We start from the raw sequence: 15,126 nt of genomic DNA on the forward strand, positions 1-15,126 counted from the left end.
TTCAATTATAACGAAAATCTTTTGTTTTTGCCAATATGATTGAGGCTGAAAACAGTCAAAAAAGTATGAGGCAAGGCTCATACTCTTGATTAATGTGCCAAAATGGCTTCGAGCTCAGTTAAGACTGCTGCGTCGCGATTGTGACCGATAACCTTATCGGAAATTTTCAAAACCTCCGGAATAGCATTCTCAACGGCTACAGCGGTACCTGCTAATTCCAGCATTTCTAAGTCATTGCTTTGATCACCAAAAGCTGTAAGTGACTCCGGACTTGATTGGAGGTGTGTGAGCAAGTGTGAGAGGCCTGTAGCCTTGCTGATTCCAGCTGACATGATGTCAATAGAGCGGAAGCCGGTCGTTGTTGCACGAATATCGGTCATTTGTGCATTTATCCAGTCTTCACATTCGCGGATTTGTTCTGGTGGAAACTCCACACAGACTTTTAAGATTTCATCTTCAATATCATGGACTGATTGTACCAATTTTAAATCAGAATAATAGAGATTGGCAAATTCGACAAATTGTGGATCGGCTGTTTGAAGTGCATAAGCACCGTTGAGTCCTGAAAAGAGAACAACATCACGATGCATGTGTGGATTTTGACGTACAAGTTCAACGAGTTTGCTGGCCTTATCTTGACCTAAGATACTGCTGTAGAGAATCTCGCCTTGGTATTTAACCAAGGCGCCATTTTCCGCACAGAAAGCGACTTGGTCTTGGAACTCGTCAAAAAGTTCTTCTAAAGCCAAGAGTTGACGTCCGCTTGCTGCACAAAAAAGATAATTTCTTTTTTTAAATTCTTTTAAAATATCACGTAGACGACTTTTATCGTAGGCACGGTTTTCGTCGAGAAAAGTGCCATCCATATCTGTCGCAAATATTTTCAATTGATTACTCATCTTGTCCCCTTATTAAAAATACTCCGCTTCAAGATAGTCTTGGCGGAGCAACAATTTATTCTTTTAAAGTTGATCTTAATCTTCAGACCAAAGTTCTTTCACTTTAGCTTGGACTTCGTCATTAGCCAAGAAGTCATCATAAGTTTCTCCAATACGATCAATGACACCGTTCTTAGAAATAACAACGATATGATTTGCTAACGTATTGATAAATTCATGGTCATGTGAAGCAAAGATAATGCTGCCTTTGAATTTTTTCAGTCCGTCATTAAGTGCAGAAATTGACTCCAAGTCCAAGTGATTAGTTGGATCATCAAGAACTAAAACATTTGCACGTTGCAACATCATTTTAGAAAGCATAACACGAACTTTTTCTCCCCCTGAAAGGACAGAAACAGACTTGAGAGATTCTTCGCCTTTGAAGAGCATACGTCCCAAGAAACCACGGAGGTAAGTATTGTCATCCTCTTCTTTAGTTAAGACAAATTGGCGGAGCCAATCCAAGATAGATTCGTCTGTCGCAAAGTCACGGCTGTTATCTTTTGGAAGATAAGAACGTGATGAAGTAACACCCCATTTAATTTCACCTGTGTATTCGATATCGCCCATCAAGGCACGAATCAAAGCAGTTGTTTGGATATCATTTTGACCGATAAAGGCAGTTTTGTCACCAGGGGCTAAGATAAAGCTGATGTTGTCAATGACTTTTTCACCGTCGATTTCGACGGACAAATTATCTACACGGAGTAAGTCATTCCCGATTTCGCGTTCTTGATCAAAACCGATGAAAGGATATTTACGAGAAGAAGGTACAAAGCTTTCCACTTCGATTTTATCCAACATTTTCTTACGTGATGTGGCTTGTTTTGATTTAGAAGCATTGGCCGAGAAGCGGGCGATGAAATCTTGCAGCTCTTTGATTTTTTCTTCAGCCTTACGATTTGCATCTCCTTGTAGACGAAGGGCAAGCTCGGAAGATTCTTTCCAAAAATCGTAGTTACCAGGATAAAGTTTGATTTTGCCGTAATCCAGGTCAGCCATATAAGTACAAACGTTATTGAGGAAGTGACGGTCATGGGATACAACGATAACGGTGTTTTCAAAGTTGATAAGGAAGTCTTCAAGCCAGTTGATCGCTTGAATATCCAAACCATTAGTTGGTTCGTCCAAGAGAAGAACGTCGGGTTTACCGAAAAGAGCGCGTGCCAGAAGGACCTTAACGTGTTCGCCAGAAGTCAGATTTGCCATGAGATCATAATGTTGCTCAGTCTTAATGCCTAAGCTTTGAAGCAGTTGAGCTGCTTCGGCTTCGGCTTCGTAACCGCCCATTTCACCAAACTCCGCTTCGAGTTCAGCAGCACGCATTCCATCTTCATCCGAAAAGTCTTCTTTCATGTAGATGGCATTTTTTTCTTGTGCGATGGCATAGAGCTTTTCATTACCCATCATAACAACATCAAGCGGTGTTTGATCTTCATAGTCATAGTGATTTTGACGGAGGACAGACATACGCTCGTTTGGTCCCATTGAAACGTGACCAGTTGTGGGTTGGATTTCACCATCCAAGATTTTTAAAAAAGTTGATTTACCGGCACCATTGGCACCGATTAAACCATAGCAGTTTCCTGCCGTAAACTTGATGTTAACGTCATCAAAAAGCTTGCGGTCAGAAAATTGTAATGAAACATCAGAAACTGTAAGCATGGATATATTTTTCTCCTAGAGTATATTGATTTATAAAAGTTAACTTTTATAAAGGTTATCGCCCTATTCTATCATATTTTAAGTCTTTTTGAAACAGCATAATTTGGGATAAAGTGCACTTTTAGTTTTATTTCAGTGTGGCTTTAGCCTAGCTTAAGTCGTGTCCATTATAATATCTTTATTCCAATAAAATTTTTCATAAAACCTACTCCTAAATGCAGAAAATGTCTGAGTGAACTCAGGCATTTTTTGTTTTTTTTGATTATGATATAATGATGAAGAAATGGATATAGAACATTATAAAGATTTGGCTCTGCAAAAAAAGAAGGAGCATAAGAAATTTTTGGGCAACTTAAAAAAGAAAGCACCCAAAAACCTAGATTACATTGTAAAAGAAACACATGATGAAGTTTTTGCTGAAATCGATTGTACGGCTTGTGCTAACTGCTGTAAGAGCTTAGGTCCGCTTTTTACAGAAGCTGACATTACCCGTATTTCGAAGTATCTGCGCATGAAGGCGGCCGATTTTGAAGCCCAATATTTACGCATAGACGAGGATGGTGACAAGGTTTTTCAAACGATGCCTTGCCCCTTTCTTGGAAGTGATAATCTTTGCAGTATTTACGAGGTTCGTCCTAAGGCCTGCCGTGAATTTCCCCATACAGATCGAAAAAAGATTTATCAAATCAATAATCTGACCTTGAAAAACACAGTGACCTGTCCAGCGGCTTATCTTTTTGTAGAAAAACTGCGGAAAAAAATAGAATAAAAAAGCCTTTGGGCTTTTTTATTTGTAGTAATTTTTTATTGCTTCTAAGAAATACTCTGGAAGTTGTGCGTGCTTTTGGTTGTAATTGCTACGGAAGCGAGGATCCTCAACATACATTTGCCCTAAGCCAATATGTGCTTCCGGAGCGATAGTTTCTTCGGGCCAAAAGAGTTCCAGGATTTCTTTATGGAGGGTAATAGCTTGTTTAGCGAGATTATCATCATTGTTTTCATAAGCTTCTTCCAACATTTGAATCATTTTTTCGTGGGATTTTTGCCAATGTTTGATTTTGGCTTGATCGGCTTGGGCATATTTTTGATATGACTTATCGACGCGCTCACTGCCCCATTTTAGACGGATTTCAGCGCCATATTTATCTTCGTTTTCTTTCAGTTGCGTACTCTTGAGAAGTTCAAATTCTTGTTCATTCATGTGGTAATCTCCTTTTTCTAATTTGTATGACAGATGTTCAATCAATTTTTCAAGGTGCTTGAGTTGATCATTTAAGCGCATCAAATGTTGGCTTAAAGTTTTCTTTTCATCTTGATCTTGTGAGAGGATATTTTTGATTTGATCAAGCGGCAAGTCCAACTTTCTTAAGCTCATGATATAAAAAATTTGGGCAATATCTTGTTCAGAATATAAACGGTAATCGTTTTGATCTCTCGCTGGGGCCAGAAGTCCAACAGACTCCCAATGGCGCAAAGTTTTGGAGGTTAGACCTGTTATTTTCGTGATAGCTTTAATATTTTGCATAACGCTCCTTTCATTGATACTAATATTATATATCTTGACCTTAGGTCAAGGTCAAGGGAAATATAAAAAAACTCATAAAAATATGAGTTTTTTTATATTGATTAGTGGAAGAGATGGCTCCGTTGGGTCATTTCTGAGATCTTTTTAGAGGTTTTTTCGAGATGTGGGAAGAATATAAGCCCAGCGACTAAAAAGACAATAGAAACGGCTACGAGGATGATGATGGCAAGCCAAGCGTTTGGCCAATAAATACCACCAGCAGATTCTCGTAAGAGGTTGACCGCATGGGTAAACGGCAAGTAAGGGTTAATCGCTTGGAAGAATTTACCAGAGACTTGAATAGGATAGTTCCCGCCCCCACCGGAAATAGAGAGGACCAAGATAATAATGGCAATCCCTTTCCCGATATTTCCAAACAAAGCTACTAGAACATAAACCATGATCATAAAGGTTATAGCAATCAGTAAGGCAAATAAGACACTATAAACAGGATTACGTACGTCTACACCAAGGCCAAAATAGTTCCCAAGGGTAACGATAAGCGCTTGTCCTAGTCCCATCACGATGAAAGTAAGCATACGTGCTGAGAATTGTTCACGTTTAGAGTAAAGCAGTTTATCTTTGCCTTCTAAGTGGAAGCCGGTGACAGCGACACTAGAGAAGAGGACAGCGCCAACCCACAAACAAAGGGCAGTATAGAACGGTGTGCTGGCTGAACCGTTATTTGCGATTGGATAGACTGCATTTTCTTGGACCTCAACAGGTTGTGTCAGGAAGTCACTTTCTTTCGTTGCATCAAGTTTTAGTAGTTTTACAATTTCACCTAAATCAACTTCTTTCTCACCTTTACGAATAGCATCAGCGGCTTTACGAATTCCTGTTTTGATTCCTGGCCAGTCATTGACGATAAGGTCATTTGCTTGGTTCAAGGCTTTTTCAAGATCAGGCATTTTTTGGTTGACTGTACCTAAAGTTTCTGTCAAATCTTTACGAATACCTGGGTAATCATTTTTGACAAAATCAGCGGCTTTATCAAGTTTTTGCTCCACAACTGGCAGTTCATTTTGATAAAGTGAAGCACCTTTATTAATTGCGTTGACAATAGTGTTCATATTGCCGTTAAGCATAATGTTGGCATCGTGAACTTCTTGCTTAATCGCAGGCATTTCTTTTTGATACTTTTCAAGCAAGGTAATCGCATTAGAAACCGTCTTACTTGTTGAGCTGAGCAAGGATTCAAAATCAATAGCTTGGGCTTTTGTTAGGAGACCTTGGGCATTTTTGATGGTATCGATAAGTTGGGTGAGGACGTTTTGCACTTTTGCGGTTATATCTTGAACATCTATTTGGCTAACAAGTCCAGAAATGTTATTAGCGAGTTCTTCAACATCATTTAGAGCTTTATTAATATCTGGAAGTATGTCAGATTGAACAGCCGCTTTCAAAGTGTCTAGCTGCCCATCAAGTTTTGTGAGTTCTTCAGAGAAGGATTTGAGTTGTGTAATCACTCCGTCAAGGTTGTTGTTTCCTGTACTTGTTTGCATATCTTCCAGAAATTTAATCAGATATTTAACAGTATTTTGCTGTTGTTTGACATTATCTTGGAAGTTTTGAATTACAGCAATCTTTTCCTCAGTTGTAAGAGTTTTATCTCCTATGACTGCCTTTATTGATTTGATAAATGAAGATGTCGAATCAGCAAAGGTTTGAAGTGATTTAAGAGTGATGTCTACACTACTTGTAATACTTGGCAAAGCATTTTGAAGTTGCGTTGCACCGTCCAAAGTAGTAGAAGCTAGCTCATTGGCTTGGTTGCCAAGTTTGCGGATGTCTGGCAAGGCAGTTTGGACTTGTTGAATAATAGTCAAGCCTTGTTTGGCTTCTTGGATACCCTCATTCATGGTTTGCTCAACAGAGGCAAAGTCATTGTCAATCATTGCGATCTGTTTACCAGCATTTTGAATTTCAGGGATTTTTTCTTGCAAGGTCATAATAATTGCAAGCTGATTTTTCACAGTTGGCATGCTGTCGTCCAATTGGACCACTTTCTGACCAAGTGCATCAACCTCAGGCAAATAGTCAATAAACTCATTTGCCTTAGCGAGCTTCGCTTTCAAATCAGGCATTTTGCCATGTAAATCAACGACTTGTTGAGTATATTGGTCAATTGTATCTAAATTATCGTTAGTAGATAAGATAGTGTTTTTAATTTTCTGGATGCTGACCATGTTTTTATCAATGTCATATCCGATATCATTAAAAGTTTTAAGCAATGTGCTACTTGCCGTTTTAATAAATTCTTCGGAAATTTGACTTTGTAATGAAGACGCACCTTTCGAAGTAATTTTTGGGGCAATAGCATTTATTTTTTCATTGATGGAATAAACGATTTTAGGCTTCTGGATATCCCCTGTGGTGAAGCTAAGCAAATTTTTAGAGAAATCCGCTGGCAGATAGATACCTGCGTAGTACTTACCAGATTTGACACCCTTATCCAACTCTTGTTTAGAGTCAACGAACTTCCAACCGAGTTGTTTATTTTCTTTAAGATTTTTCAGGACTTCATCACCGATATTAATCGATTTGTCTTGGAATTTCTCTGTTCGGTCATCACTATAAACCGCTATTGGGAGCTGTGAAGTATTCGCATAAGGATCCCAAAGGGCTTTAATATTAAACCAAGCATATAAGGATGGAATAAACATCAAAGCAATCACTAAAAAGATTGCTATTGGATTTTTAAAGATACGCTTCCAATCCAGAATAAATAGTTTCCCAGTATTTTTTATATGTTTCACATATTCTCCTCTTTTAGTAAATCTAAGGCAGTTTTAATTTTTGTTATCAGCTAATCAGAGCCATCAACAGTTCTGAAATTTGTTCTGGTGTTTCTTTCCGTTTACGCCGAATCCAAGCTTGAGTTAAACCGAAAATGGCATTAGCATAATAAGTTGTGGTGTAGATACTTTCCAACTTGTCCAGTTTTTCACGCTTAGGGTTTTGTGGCAGGATTGAACGTGCCAAAATATTTTTCAGTTGGGCTTGCATGAACTGATGGATTTCTTTACTGCCATTTTCTGAAAATAAAGCAGCATAAATCTCGTTGTTATCAAGGAACTCATAAGTTTCTAACATGGTTTTATGAAGATCGCCATTATTTTTTTCAAAGACATACTCGATCGTATTAAACAAGGTTTTTTGGTATTGGTCAATCATATCATACTTGTCTTGGTAATGCGTATAAAAGCCGCTTCGGCTGATTTTAGCAACCTTCACAAGCTCAGTTGTTGTGATATGATCGAACGATTTTTCCTGTAAAAGTTGTGTTATTGCGTCGCGAAGTTTTGATTTCGTACGTTCTTTTCTATTTTCCATAAATCCTCCTCTATTACTAAAATATAAAAGAACAACGTGTCTATAATTAGCAAAGATTATCATTACAACCCTTATTGAGTTTACGATATGCAATTATAGCACAAAATGGACGGAGCGTCTATAATTTTGCGTTAAAATTTTGATTTTTTTTAAGAAAGGGAGTTCATTTAAAGAATATTATTACTATAGAAGAAAAAGAGCAAAAAACCGCTTGAGGCGGTTTTAAACTAATCAGGAAATGGATAACTTATGATGGAAAGAGAATCATAAGTTTGAAAATATAAAGTACGGCTATTCAAATCTACCGCACTGCGATAAACAGTATAAGTATCTGAACGTCCATCAGACTTGGGCACAGTGACAGCATTTAAAATGTGCCAAATTTCACTGATATTCTGTTGTTCATCAGCAGGCAGAATTGCACGTTCTTTAAGAATTGTGGCACGGATGAAGCGCGAGGTTGGGGTAAACCCTCCTGGAAAAACAGGCTTCCCACTGAAATCCCCAGTTGAAATACGGTTAGGTGCTAAGGGTTGAGTAGTTAGATCCATATAATCTTGTAACTTGAGGATTTCACGTTCAAATTTAGGAGCATTTGTGACCACACCGATTGTATTTTCGATAATCTCAAAACTGCCATTGCGCGGTTCAATATTAATCATACGACCTGTTGGATCGACAGCGGAGAAGTGCAAATCACTCCGGCCAAATTTATAATGCGAAAAGGTGTCGCTCATGAGTTGGACACTTTCAAGTTGGTTTATCAAATCGGCTACTGAACGACAGTTTCCTAAAGCCCAAGTGACAAATTCAAAAGGCGCGAGCTGTAATTTATCCTCATGAGCATATTCAGCGTATTCTGAGTGGTTAGAAAAAGTAAGTTTTTGGACAGAAAGTCCAAAATCATTAACGCCATCTGAGATATCCGCATGCAAATCCGGAATATTTCGTCCTACTCCTAATATAGTATAAACATTGGAGATATTCCTGTTATTATAGACACTTTTCCACTGGTAATTTTGTGGTAGAATGAGAGCTTCGGGGATAAAACTATGCCAATCCATTGTTCTTGCGAAGACGATGCTTTCATCAGCAGCTTGCATTTTTATACTTGTACACATATTTCTATTCTAGCAAAAAAAATTTCCTAGCTTCGGATAAATGTCTTATTGACGGGCTAGGAAATATAGTTCTTCGTGTTTTCTTAGAATAAAGATAAATTATAGCAAAAGCCGAACATTTGATGATTTAGTTTCGTGTAAGGTTGGCTGAGCCTTGAATCACAATTTTTAAAGTGATAAACTGTCTAAAAGCAAATAAAGTCAGGCAGAGATCTGGCATTTGGAGGAATTAAATATGAGAACACACACATCGGCACATCCCAAGGCTGTGAGCGCCTATCAAGTCAAAGTAGGAACCTTGGTTTCTGCTGGATTTGGTTTAGAAAACATGGATATCATGTTTCTTTCATTCGCACTATCGTCAATTATTGGCGAATTTGGTCTAACAACGACCGAAGCGGGAGCAATTTCTACAGTAACTAACTTGGGGATGTTGCTGGGCGGAATTCTTTTTGGGATTCTGGCCGATAAATTTGGACGTGTAAAAATGTTATCCCTTTCGATTCTCATTTTTGGTCTCGCAACGGGCGCGATTTATTTCTCACACAGTGTTACCTCGCTTTATATCTTACGTTTTATCGCAGGAATTGGTGGCGGTGGTGAATATGGGGTCGGAATGACTATTCTCGCTGAGAATTTCAGTAAGAAAAAGCTGGGTCGAACTTCTTCGATTGTTGCCGTTGCGGGACAAGTTGGCGCGATGTGTGCAGCAATTTTGTCAATGAATATCTTACCCACTTATGGTTGGCGTTTCTTGTTCTTGTTTGGACTTGTGCCAGTAGTTTTGACAGTCTTTATTCAAAAGCACCTGAAGGAAAGTGATTCTTTCAAAGCCATAAAAACTGAAAATAAGGGAAAAATTTCCGACTTGTTTAAAACACGCCAATTGACACACCAAACACTTGTTCTGATGTGGATGGCGATCGTTCAAATCGCTGGTTACTTTGGTCTGATGAACTGGCTCCCAACAATTATGCAGAAAAAACTGAACTTAACAGTCGCTGGTTCATCATCATGGATGATTGCGACCATTATCGGTATGTCTTTAGGTATGCTGACTTTTGGGCAAATTTTGGATAAACTTGGTCCGAAAGTAGCTTTTGGTCTCTTCCTTATCGCATCATCCTTGGCTGTTTATGTCTTGACCATTCCAACAACACTCGCATCACTAACTTTAGTTGGTGCCGTCGTTGGTTACTTTTCAAATGGTATGTTTACAGGATATGGGGCCGTAGTTTCTCGTCTATATCCGCCAGAAGTACGTGCGACAGCAAATAATGTGATTATGAATACGGGGCGCTGTATTGGAGGTTTTTCTTCAATAGTTATTGGCTTTATCTTGGCACATTACTCTATCATGACTGTTATGCTCTTCATCTCCGTGCTCTATATTTTAAGTTTCTTGGCTATGATGACGGTGAAGAATTTACGTGCAGGTGTTTACTGGTCGCTTTAATCTTAAATAATAAAAAATAGGAAAAGCTTTCCCACATGATGTTGGGAAGTTTTTTGTTTGTGAAGCTAGGTAAATAGTACCTTTTTAGTTTCAAGGAGGAGTATTCTCGAGAAACAAAAAACCGCCACAGCGGTTTAATATTATTTAACTTCTTTAAAAATAACGTGTTTACGAAGTTTTGGAGAGTATTTTTTCAATTCCAAACGGTCTGGGTTGTTACGTTTGTTCTTTTGAGTAAGGTAAAGACGTTCACCAGATTCTTTGTGTTCAAGTGTAATATTTACGCGCATAACTGTTCCTTTCTGACTTTTTTACTGTTTTTATTTAGCGTCTTTTACTTGGCGGCCTTTGTAGTAGCCTTTAAGTGAAACACGGTGTGAGTGACGGTAGTCACCAGTAGTTTCGTCAAAAGTAACAGTTGGAGCTGTCATTTTGTAGTGTGTACGACGTTTGTTTTTCTTAGATTTAGAAGTGTGACGTGCAGGTACTGCCATGGTTTGATTCCTCCGTAGATTTTTTCGTTTTGGATAAGCCCAAAAACGTACTTTACTATAATACACTAATCTTTTTCAAAAAGCAAGCTTTGTAAAGTATTTTTACTTGACGTTTTTTTTAAGGTGGCTATTGGGTGAAAAAGTTCTATAGATAAAATGACAAAGACTTTTGACAGCTGTCTGGTTGGGAATATTCCCTGTTTTTTGCTAATATATAGTTAAGAATGTTGTAACTTATAAAATAAAAGCTCAGTTCTTCGGAATCAAAGTGCGACAAGGATTATTTTTCTATCCCGAGCAAATCAGTGTTCGATGAAAACTATTTTGAGTCAAACAGGGCAAAGTTTCAGGAAATTTATTTTATAAGGAGAAAACATGAAAAACTGGCAAAAACTTGTTTTAGTATTTTTCATAGCAGCTGCGTCTCTTTTGGCTCAGTTTGCTTTTAATGCACCTTTGATAGCACGATTTATCATCACTATTGCAGGTGGTATTTTAGCACTGTCAATGTTTATTGAGATGGTTAAAACACTGCGTAAAGGAAATTATGGTGTTGACTTACTCGCAATTACTGCGATCATTGCGACACTATTGGTAGGAGAATATTGGGCCTCATTAATCATTATTTTAATGTTGGTTGGAGGTGAAACGCTTGAGGATTACGCAGCGGGACGTGCCAATCGTGAATTGTCTGCCCTGTTGCAGAAAACACCAGATATTGCCCATGTCATGCAAGAGGGTAAAGTCGTCGACATGGACTTAGATGATGTTGAGATAGGGGCACATCTCTTGATTAAGCCTATGGAAGTTGTGCCTATCGATGGGGTTCTCCTTTCAGAAGCAGCTATTCTGGATGAATCCTCTGTCACGGGTGAAACTAAACCGAATGAGTTACAACAAGGGGATGAAATTCTTTCAGGTGCAATTAATGGCAGCTCCAGTATCGAAATCCGCACAAGTGTTGCAGCAAGTGAATCCCAATTTCAAAAAATCGTTGCTCTTGTTCGTGAAGCAGAAGCAACGCCGGCAAATTTTGTACGTTTAGCAGATCGTTACGCTGTGCCATTTACGATTATGGCCTACATCATTGCAGCTGTTGCTTACTTTATCTCTGGTGACCCTGTCCGTATTGCAGAAGTATTGGTGGTCGCAAGTCCATGTCCTTTGATTTTGGCTGCGCCCATTGCTTTTGTCTCAGGAATGAGTCGTTCCTCAAAAAATGGTTTTTTAATTAAAAATGGAACCATCATTGAGAAACTTGCAACAGCCAAGGCAATTTTCTTTGATAAAACGGGAACAATTACCGATGGTAAAATCGAAGTAGATGCCATTGTTCCAGCAGAAGGAATATCGCAAGAAGAGTTACTCAATATTGTTTACACCATCGAAAAATCTTCCACTCACATCTTGGCCAAGGCTGTTTCAAGCTATGCAGAGTCACATAATGTCCAAAGTCTTGCTTTAGAAAGCCTCAGTGAGGTTGCAGGATTAGGTGTGACAGGGCAAATCAATGGTCAATTAATTAAAATCGGGCGTGCAAGTTTTGTGGGCGCACCAGAGGGGTTAGATTTTGAAACAGCTTTTTATGTGTCACGTGATGGCCAATATATCGGTGCAGTAACCTTCTCAGATACTTTACGTGCCAATGCTCCCGCTGTGATTAAAGATTTACGTCAAGCAGGTTTTGAGAGCATTACGATGCTGACAGGGGATAATGCTCGTGTTGCCGATAAAATTGCAGCACAAGTAGGGATTACCGAGGTTTACAGTAGTATGTTACCAGAAGAAAAGCTTGCCAAAATCCAAGCTTCAACTATTCATCCAACGATTATGGTTGGTGACGGTGTCAATGATGCCCCAGCTTTAACGCTTGCGGATGTTGGTATTTCTATTGGGACTGGGAACAATACTGTTGCTAGTGAAGCGGCTGATATTGTACTTTTGAAAAATGATTTGTCCTCTGTAACAAAAGCAGTTCATATTAGTCGTGATACATTAACCATTGCGAAACAATCGGTTTTGATTGGGATTATCATTTGTGTTATCTTGATGTTAATTGCTGCTACAGGGCTTATTCCGGCAATTATCGGTGCTCTTTTCCAAGAGGTTATCGATGTTGTTTCGATTCTTTATGCTTTAAGAGCCTTGAAGGGATATAAGAATAAGTAATAAAAAATCGTCAGTTTTGACGATTTTTCTTTTGGTTTTCGATCCATTTCTTACGTTCATTTAAGGCCCATTCGTATTTGCCCATCTTATCAGGGTGGAAGTAATCTGCTTTTCGCAGTTTATCGGGAAGATAATCCTGCTTCACCCAATGTTCTGGGAAATTATGTGGGTACTTATAACCCTCGCTCCGCCCAAGATCCTTAGCTCCCGCATAGTGCCCATCTTGCAAGTGCGCAGGAATGGGAAGATTTCCGTATTTTCCTAAGTCTCCTATTGCCGCATCCAGAGCCATATAAGCGGCATTGGACTTAGGGGAGAGGGCAAGGTCAATAACGATATTTGCTAGCGGTATCCTTGCCTCAGGAAACCCTAATTTTTCTGCAGCTTGTAAACCTAACATTGTATGAACAGCGGCTTCTGGATTGGCAAGACCGATGTCTTCATAAGCCATTACTGTCAATCTTCGTGCCAGACTTTGAAGGTCTCCACCTTCAATTAGGCGTGCAGCATAGTGTAAACTTGCGTTTACATCAGATCCGCGGATTGATTTTTGTAAGGCGCTAAGCAGGTCATAATGAGCATCGCCATCTTTATCAAAACTTAGTGCTTTACGTTGAAGTGAGTTTTCCATATCTTCCAGGGTTACATGATGGTTTTCGGAAGATAAGACGGCAAGTTCCAAAGCATTGTAAACCGCGCGTAAATCACCGTTGGTTGAGTGCGTGAGGAAGTAAAGAGCATCATCGTCAAGAGTAACAGGGAAGTTAAAGCCTCGTTCCGTATCTTCAAGGGCAAGGTTTACAGCATTCTGTAAATCATCACTTTCTAGAGGCTTTAACTCAAAAATCTGCACACGACTACGGATGGCAGGCACAACACTAAAATAAGGGTTTTCCGTAGTAGCGCCAATTAAGATAATTTGACCATTTTCTAACAGAGGCAGGAGAAAATCTTGCTTAGGTTTATCCAGACGATGAATCTCATCTAAGAGAAGGACCAGTTGTCCAGAAAATTCCGCCTCAGCGGCAATTTCTTGCAGTTTTTTCTTGCTGTCTGTTGTCGCATTAAAACTACGGAAAGCGGCATTCATCGTGCCAGCAATAGCAGAGGCAATGGAAGTTTTACCAATTCCCGGAGGACCGTAAAGAATCATGGAAGTCAAAAGTTTTGTTTCGACCATCCGGCGAATGATTTTTTTAGGGCCAACAAGATGAGATTGCCCAATAATCTCGTCAATATTACGCGGTCGCATTCGGCGAGCTAAATTTTGATGTGTCATATAAAGCGGTTCTCCTTACTACCTAGAGATAATAGGCGTAAATTAAGCTGTCAACATAGAGACCATCAATGAAATACTCTTTTTTGAGTCGCCCTTCAAGTTGAAATCCTAGACGCTCGTAGAGAGCTAATGCTGTAGGGTTGCTTGACATTGCATTGATGGTAATCTTTTCATATTTTTCGGTACGTGCTTCGTGGATAAGATGTTGGATAAGCTGAGTCGCAACACCTTTTCCTCTTGCTTCTTTTACAGTCATTACACCGAAAGTAATTACATGTGAACCAAATTCAGACTTATTACGGGGACCGTAATCTAAAACACCCAAAATAACACCCTCTTCTTCCGCAAGAAGATAACGTGTTCCCTTCAATATTTTCTTCATTATTTTTTCAGCAGAGCTGTTGATGACAAAGGGTGTGGATTTTAAAGTCCAGTTTTGATTTTCGATTTTAGCCACATAAGCGAAATCATGGGGTTCGATAGGTCTGATTTTCATATATTTCTCTCTAGAGATAATTTTTATTTCTGTTATAATTATAACAGAAAAGTATTACGACGTTTAAACTCCCAATTGCTATTTTAATTCGAAGCATTGGAGAGGAAATTGCTTGTAACAGAAAAAAGAGGTAGAAAATGGCAAAGTACGGTTTTTTAGATATTTTAGATGAAGAATTGAGCAAGAATTTCAGTTATGATTTTGAGATAAATTGGGATAAAAGAAATTTCGCTGTCGAAGTCAGCTTCCTTTTGGAAGCTGCAAATCCAGAAGGCGTTGTTCTTTCGGATGCAGATGGTGTCGAGTCAGAAGAAAATGTACTTTATGAAGATGCCGTGATTTTTTATAATCCGAACAAGTCGAAGTTTTCAGAAGAAGAATATTTAGCAGGTGTGGCGTATTCAGATAAGGGATTATCTCGTGAATATATTGCTTACTTTGTTGAGTTCTTACAAGAAACAGCGGATGAAGGTTTAGATGCTTTGATAGATTTCTTAAATTCCGATGAAGAAGAATTTATGCTTGAATTTGATAAAGAAAAATTTGAAAAAGGTTTGGAAAATCTTGAGGAGACAACTTTTTTCAAGTATCCTCGTTATTAATATAAG

At 38.8% G+C, this 15,126-nt stretch carries 14 protein-coding genes; 4 read left to right on the plus strand and 10 right to left on the minus strand.

Features of this window, described 5'->3' with window-relative positions; translation table 11 throughout:
- Positions 1–89: 89 nt before the first annotated feature.
- Positions 90–899, minus strand: a complete 810-nt coding sequence (locus tag P3G65_RS00325; protein ID WP_019292104.1) for a Cof-type HAD-IIB family hydrolase — start codon at positions 897–899, stop codon at positions 90–92.
- Positions 900–974: 75 nt separating this feature from the next.
- Positions 975–2,603, minus strand: coding sequence for an ATP-binding cassette domain-containing protein (locus tag P3G65_RS00330; RefSeq protein WP_014024105.1), 1,629 nt, complete (start codon positions 2,601–2,603; stop codon positions 975–977).
- Between the two features lie 283 nt (positions 2,604–2,886).
- On the opposite strand from P3G65_RS00330, the gene P3G65_RS00335 reads away from it, so the two are divergent.
- Positions 2,887–3,372, plus strand: a complete 486-nt coding sequence (locus tag P3G65_RS00335; RefSeq protein WP_019292105.1) for a YkgJ family cysteine cluster protein — start codon at positions 2,887–2,889, stop codon at positions 3,370–3,372.
- An 18-nt stretch (positions 3,373–3,390) separates the two neighbouring features.
- Here P3G65_RS00335 and P3G65_RS00340 read toward each other — a convergent pair whose 3' ends face one another.
- From P3G65_RS00340 to P3G65_RS00355, 4 genes are all read right to left on the minus strand, one after another.
- The gene (locus tag P3G65_RS00340) at positions 3,391–4,128 is read right to left on the minus strand and encodes a MerR family transcriptional regulator (RefSeq protein ID WP_019292106.1); all 738 of its coding nucleotides are present in this window, start codon (positions 4,126–4,128) and stop codon (positions 3,391–3,393) included.
- A 101-nt stretch (positions 4,129–4,229) separates the two neighbouring features.
- Positions 4,230–6,926 (minus strand): YhgE/Pip domain-containing protein, encoded by a 2,697-nt coding sequence (locus tag P3G65_RS00345; RefSeq protein WP_153924303.1) that lies wholly within the window; start codon positions 6,924–6,926, stop codon positions 4,230–4,232.
- Between the two features lie 46 nt (positions 6,927–6,972).
- Positions 6,973–7,503 carry a TetR/AcrR family transcriptional regulator gene (locus P3G65_RS00350; protein ID WP_003133604.1) on the minus strand — a complete coding sequence of 177 codons (531 nt, stop codon included), beginning with the start codon at positions 7,501–7,503 and terminating at the stop codon, positions 6,973–6,975.
- 227 nt (positions 7,504–7,730) lie between these two features.
- Positions 7,731–8,624, minus strand: a complete 894-nt coding sequence (locus P3G65_RS00355; protein ID WP_284071212.1) for a choloylglycine hydrolase family protein — start codon at positions 8,622–8,624, stop codon at positions 7,731–7,733.
- 235 nt (positions 8,625–8,859) lie between these two features.
- On the opposite strand from P3G65_RS00355, the gene P3G65_RS00360 reads away from it, so the two are divergent.
- Positions 8,860–10,080, plus strand: a complete 1,221-nt coding sequence (locus tag P3G65_RS00360) for an MFS transporter (protein ID WP_019293224.1) — start codon at positions 8,860–8,862, stop codon at positions 10,078–10,080.
- Between the two features lie 140 nt (positions 10,081–10,220).
- On the opposite strand, the gene rpmG is transcribed toward P3G65_RS00360, so the two are convergent.
- Complete coding sequence (rpmG, locus tag P3G65_RS00365) at positions 10,221–10,370, minus strand: 50S ribosomal protein L33 (RefSeq protein ID WP_003135293.1); 150 nt, start codon at positions 10,368–10,370, stop codon at positions 10,221–10,223.
- 30 nt (positions 10,371–10,400) lie between these two features.
- Positions 10,401–10,574 (minus strand): 50S ribosomal protein L32, encoded by a 174-nt coding sequence (rpmF, locus tag P3G65_RS00370; protein WP_003135292.1) that lies wholly within the window; start codon positions 10,572–10,574, stop codon positions 10,401–10,403.
- Positions 10,575–10,949: 375 nt separating this feature from the next.
- Between rpmF and P3G65_RS00375 the strand changes: the two genes are divergently transcribed.
- Complete coding sequence (locus P3G65_RS00375) at positions 10,950–12,743, plus strand: heavy metal translocating P-type ATPase (RefSeq protein WP_019291934.1); 1,794 nt, start codon at positions 10,950–10,952, stop codon at positions 12,741–12,743.
- Positions 12,744–12,753: 10 nt separating this feature from the next.
- Here P3G65_RS00375 and P3G65_RS00380 read toward each other — a convergent pair whose 3' ends face one another.
- Positions 12,754–14,022 (minus strand): replication-associated recombination protein A, encoded by a 1,269-nt coding sequence (locus P3G65_RS00380; RefSeq protein WP_017368676.1) that lies wholly within the window; start codon positions 14,020–14,022, stop codon positions 12,754–12,756.
- Between the two features lie 22 nt (positions 14,023–14,044).
- Entirely contained in the window at positions 14,045–14,518 is a 474-nt protein-coding gene (locus P3G65_RS00385) for a GNAT family N-acetyltransferase (protein ID WP_019291933.1), read from the minus strand.
- Positions 14,519–14,655: 137 nt separating this feature from the next.
- On the opposite strand from P3G65_RS00385, the gene P3G65_RS00390 reads away from it, so the two are divergent.
- The gene (locus tag P3G65_RS00390) at positions 14,656–15,120 is read left to right on the plus strand and encodes a DUF3013 family protein (protein WP_019291932.1); all 465 of its coding nucleotides are present in this window, start codon (positions 14,656–14,658) and stop codon (positions 15,118–15,120) included.
- Positions 15,121–15,126 lie beyond the last annotated feature (6 nt).

The organism is Lactococcus sp. bn62 (assembly GCF_029492705.2).
Lineage (GTDB): Bacteria > Bacillota > Bacilli > Lactobacillales > Streptococcaceae > Lactococcus > Lactococcus petauri.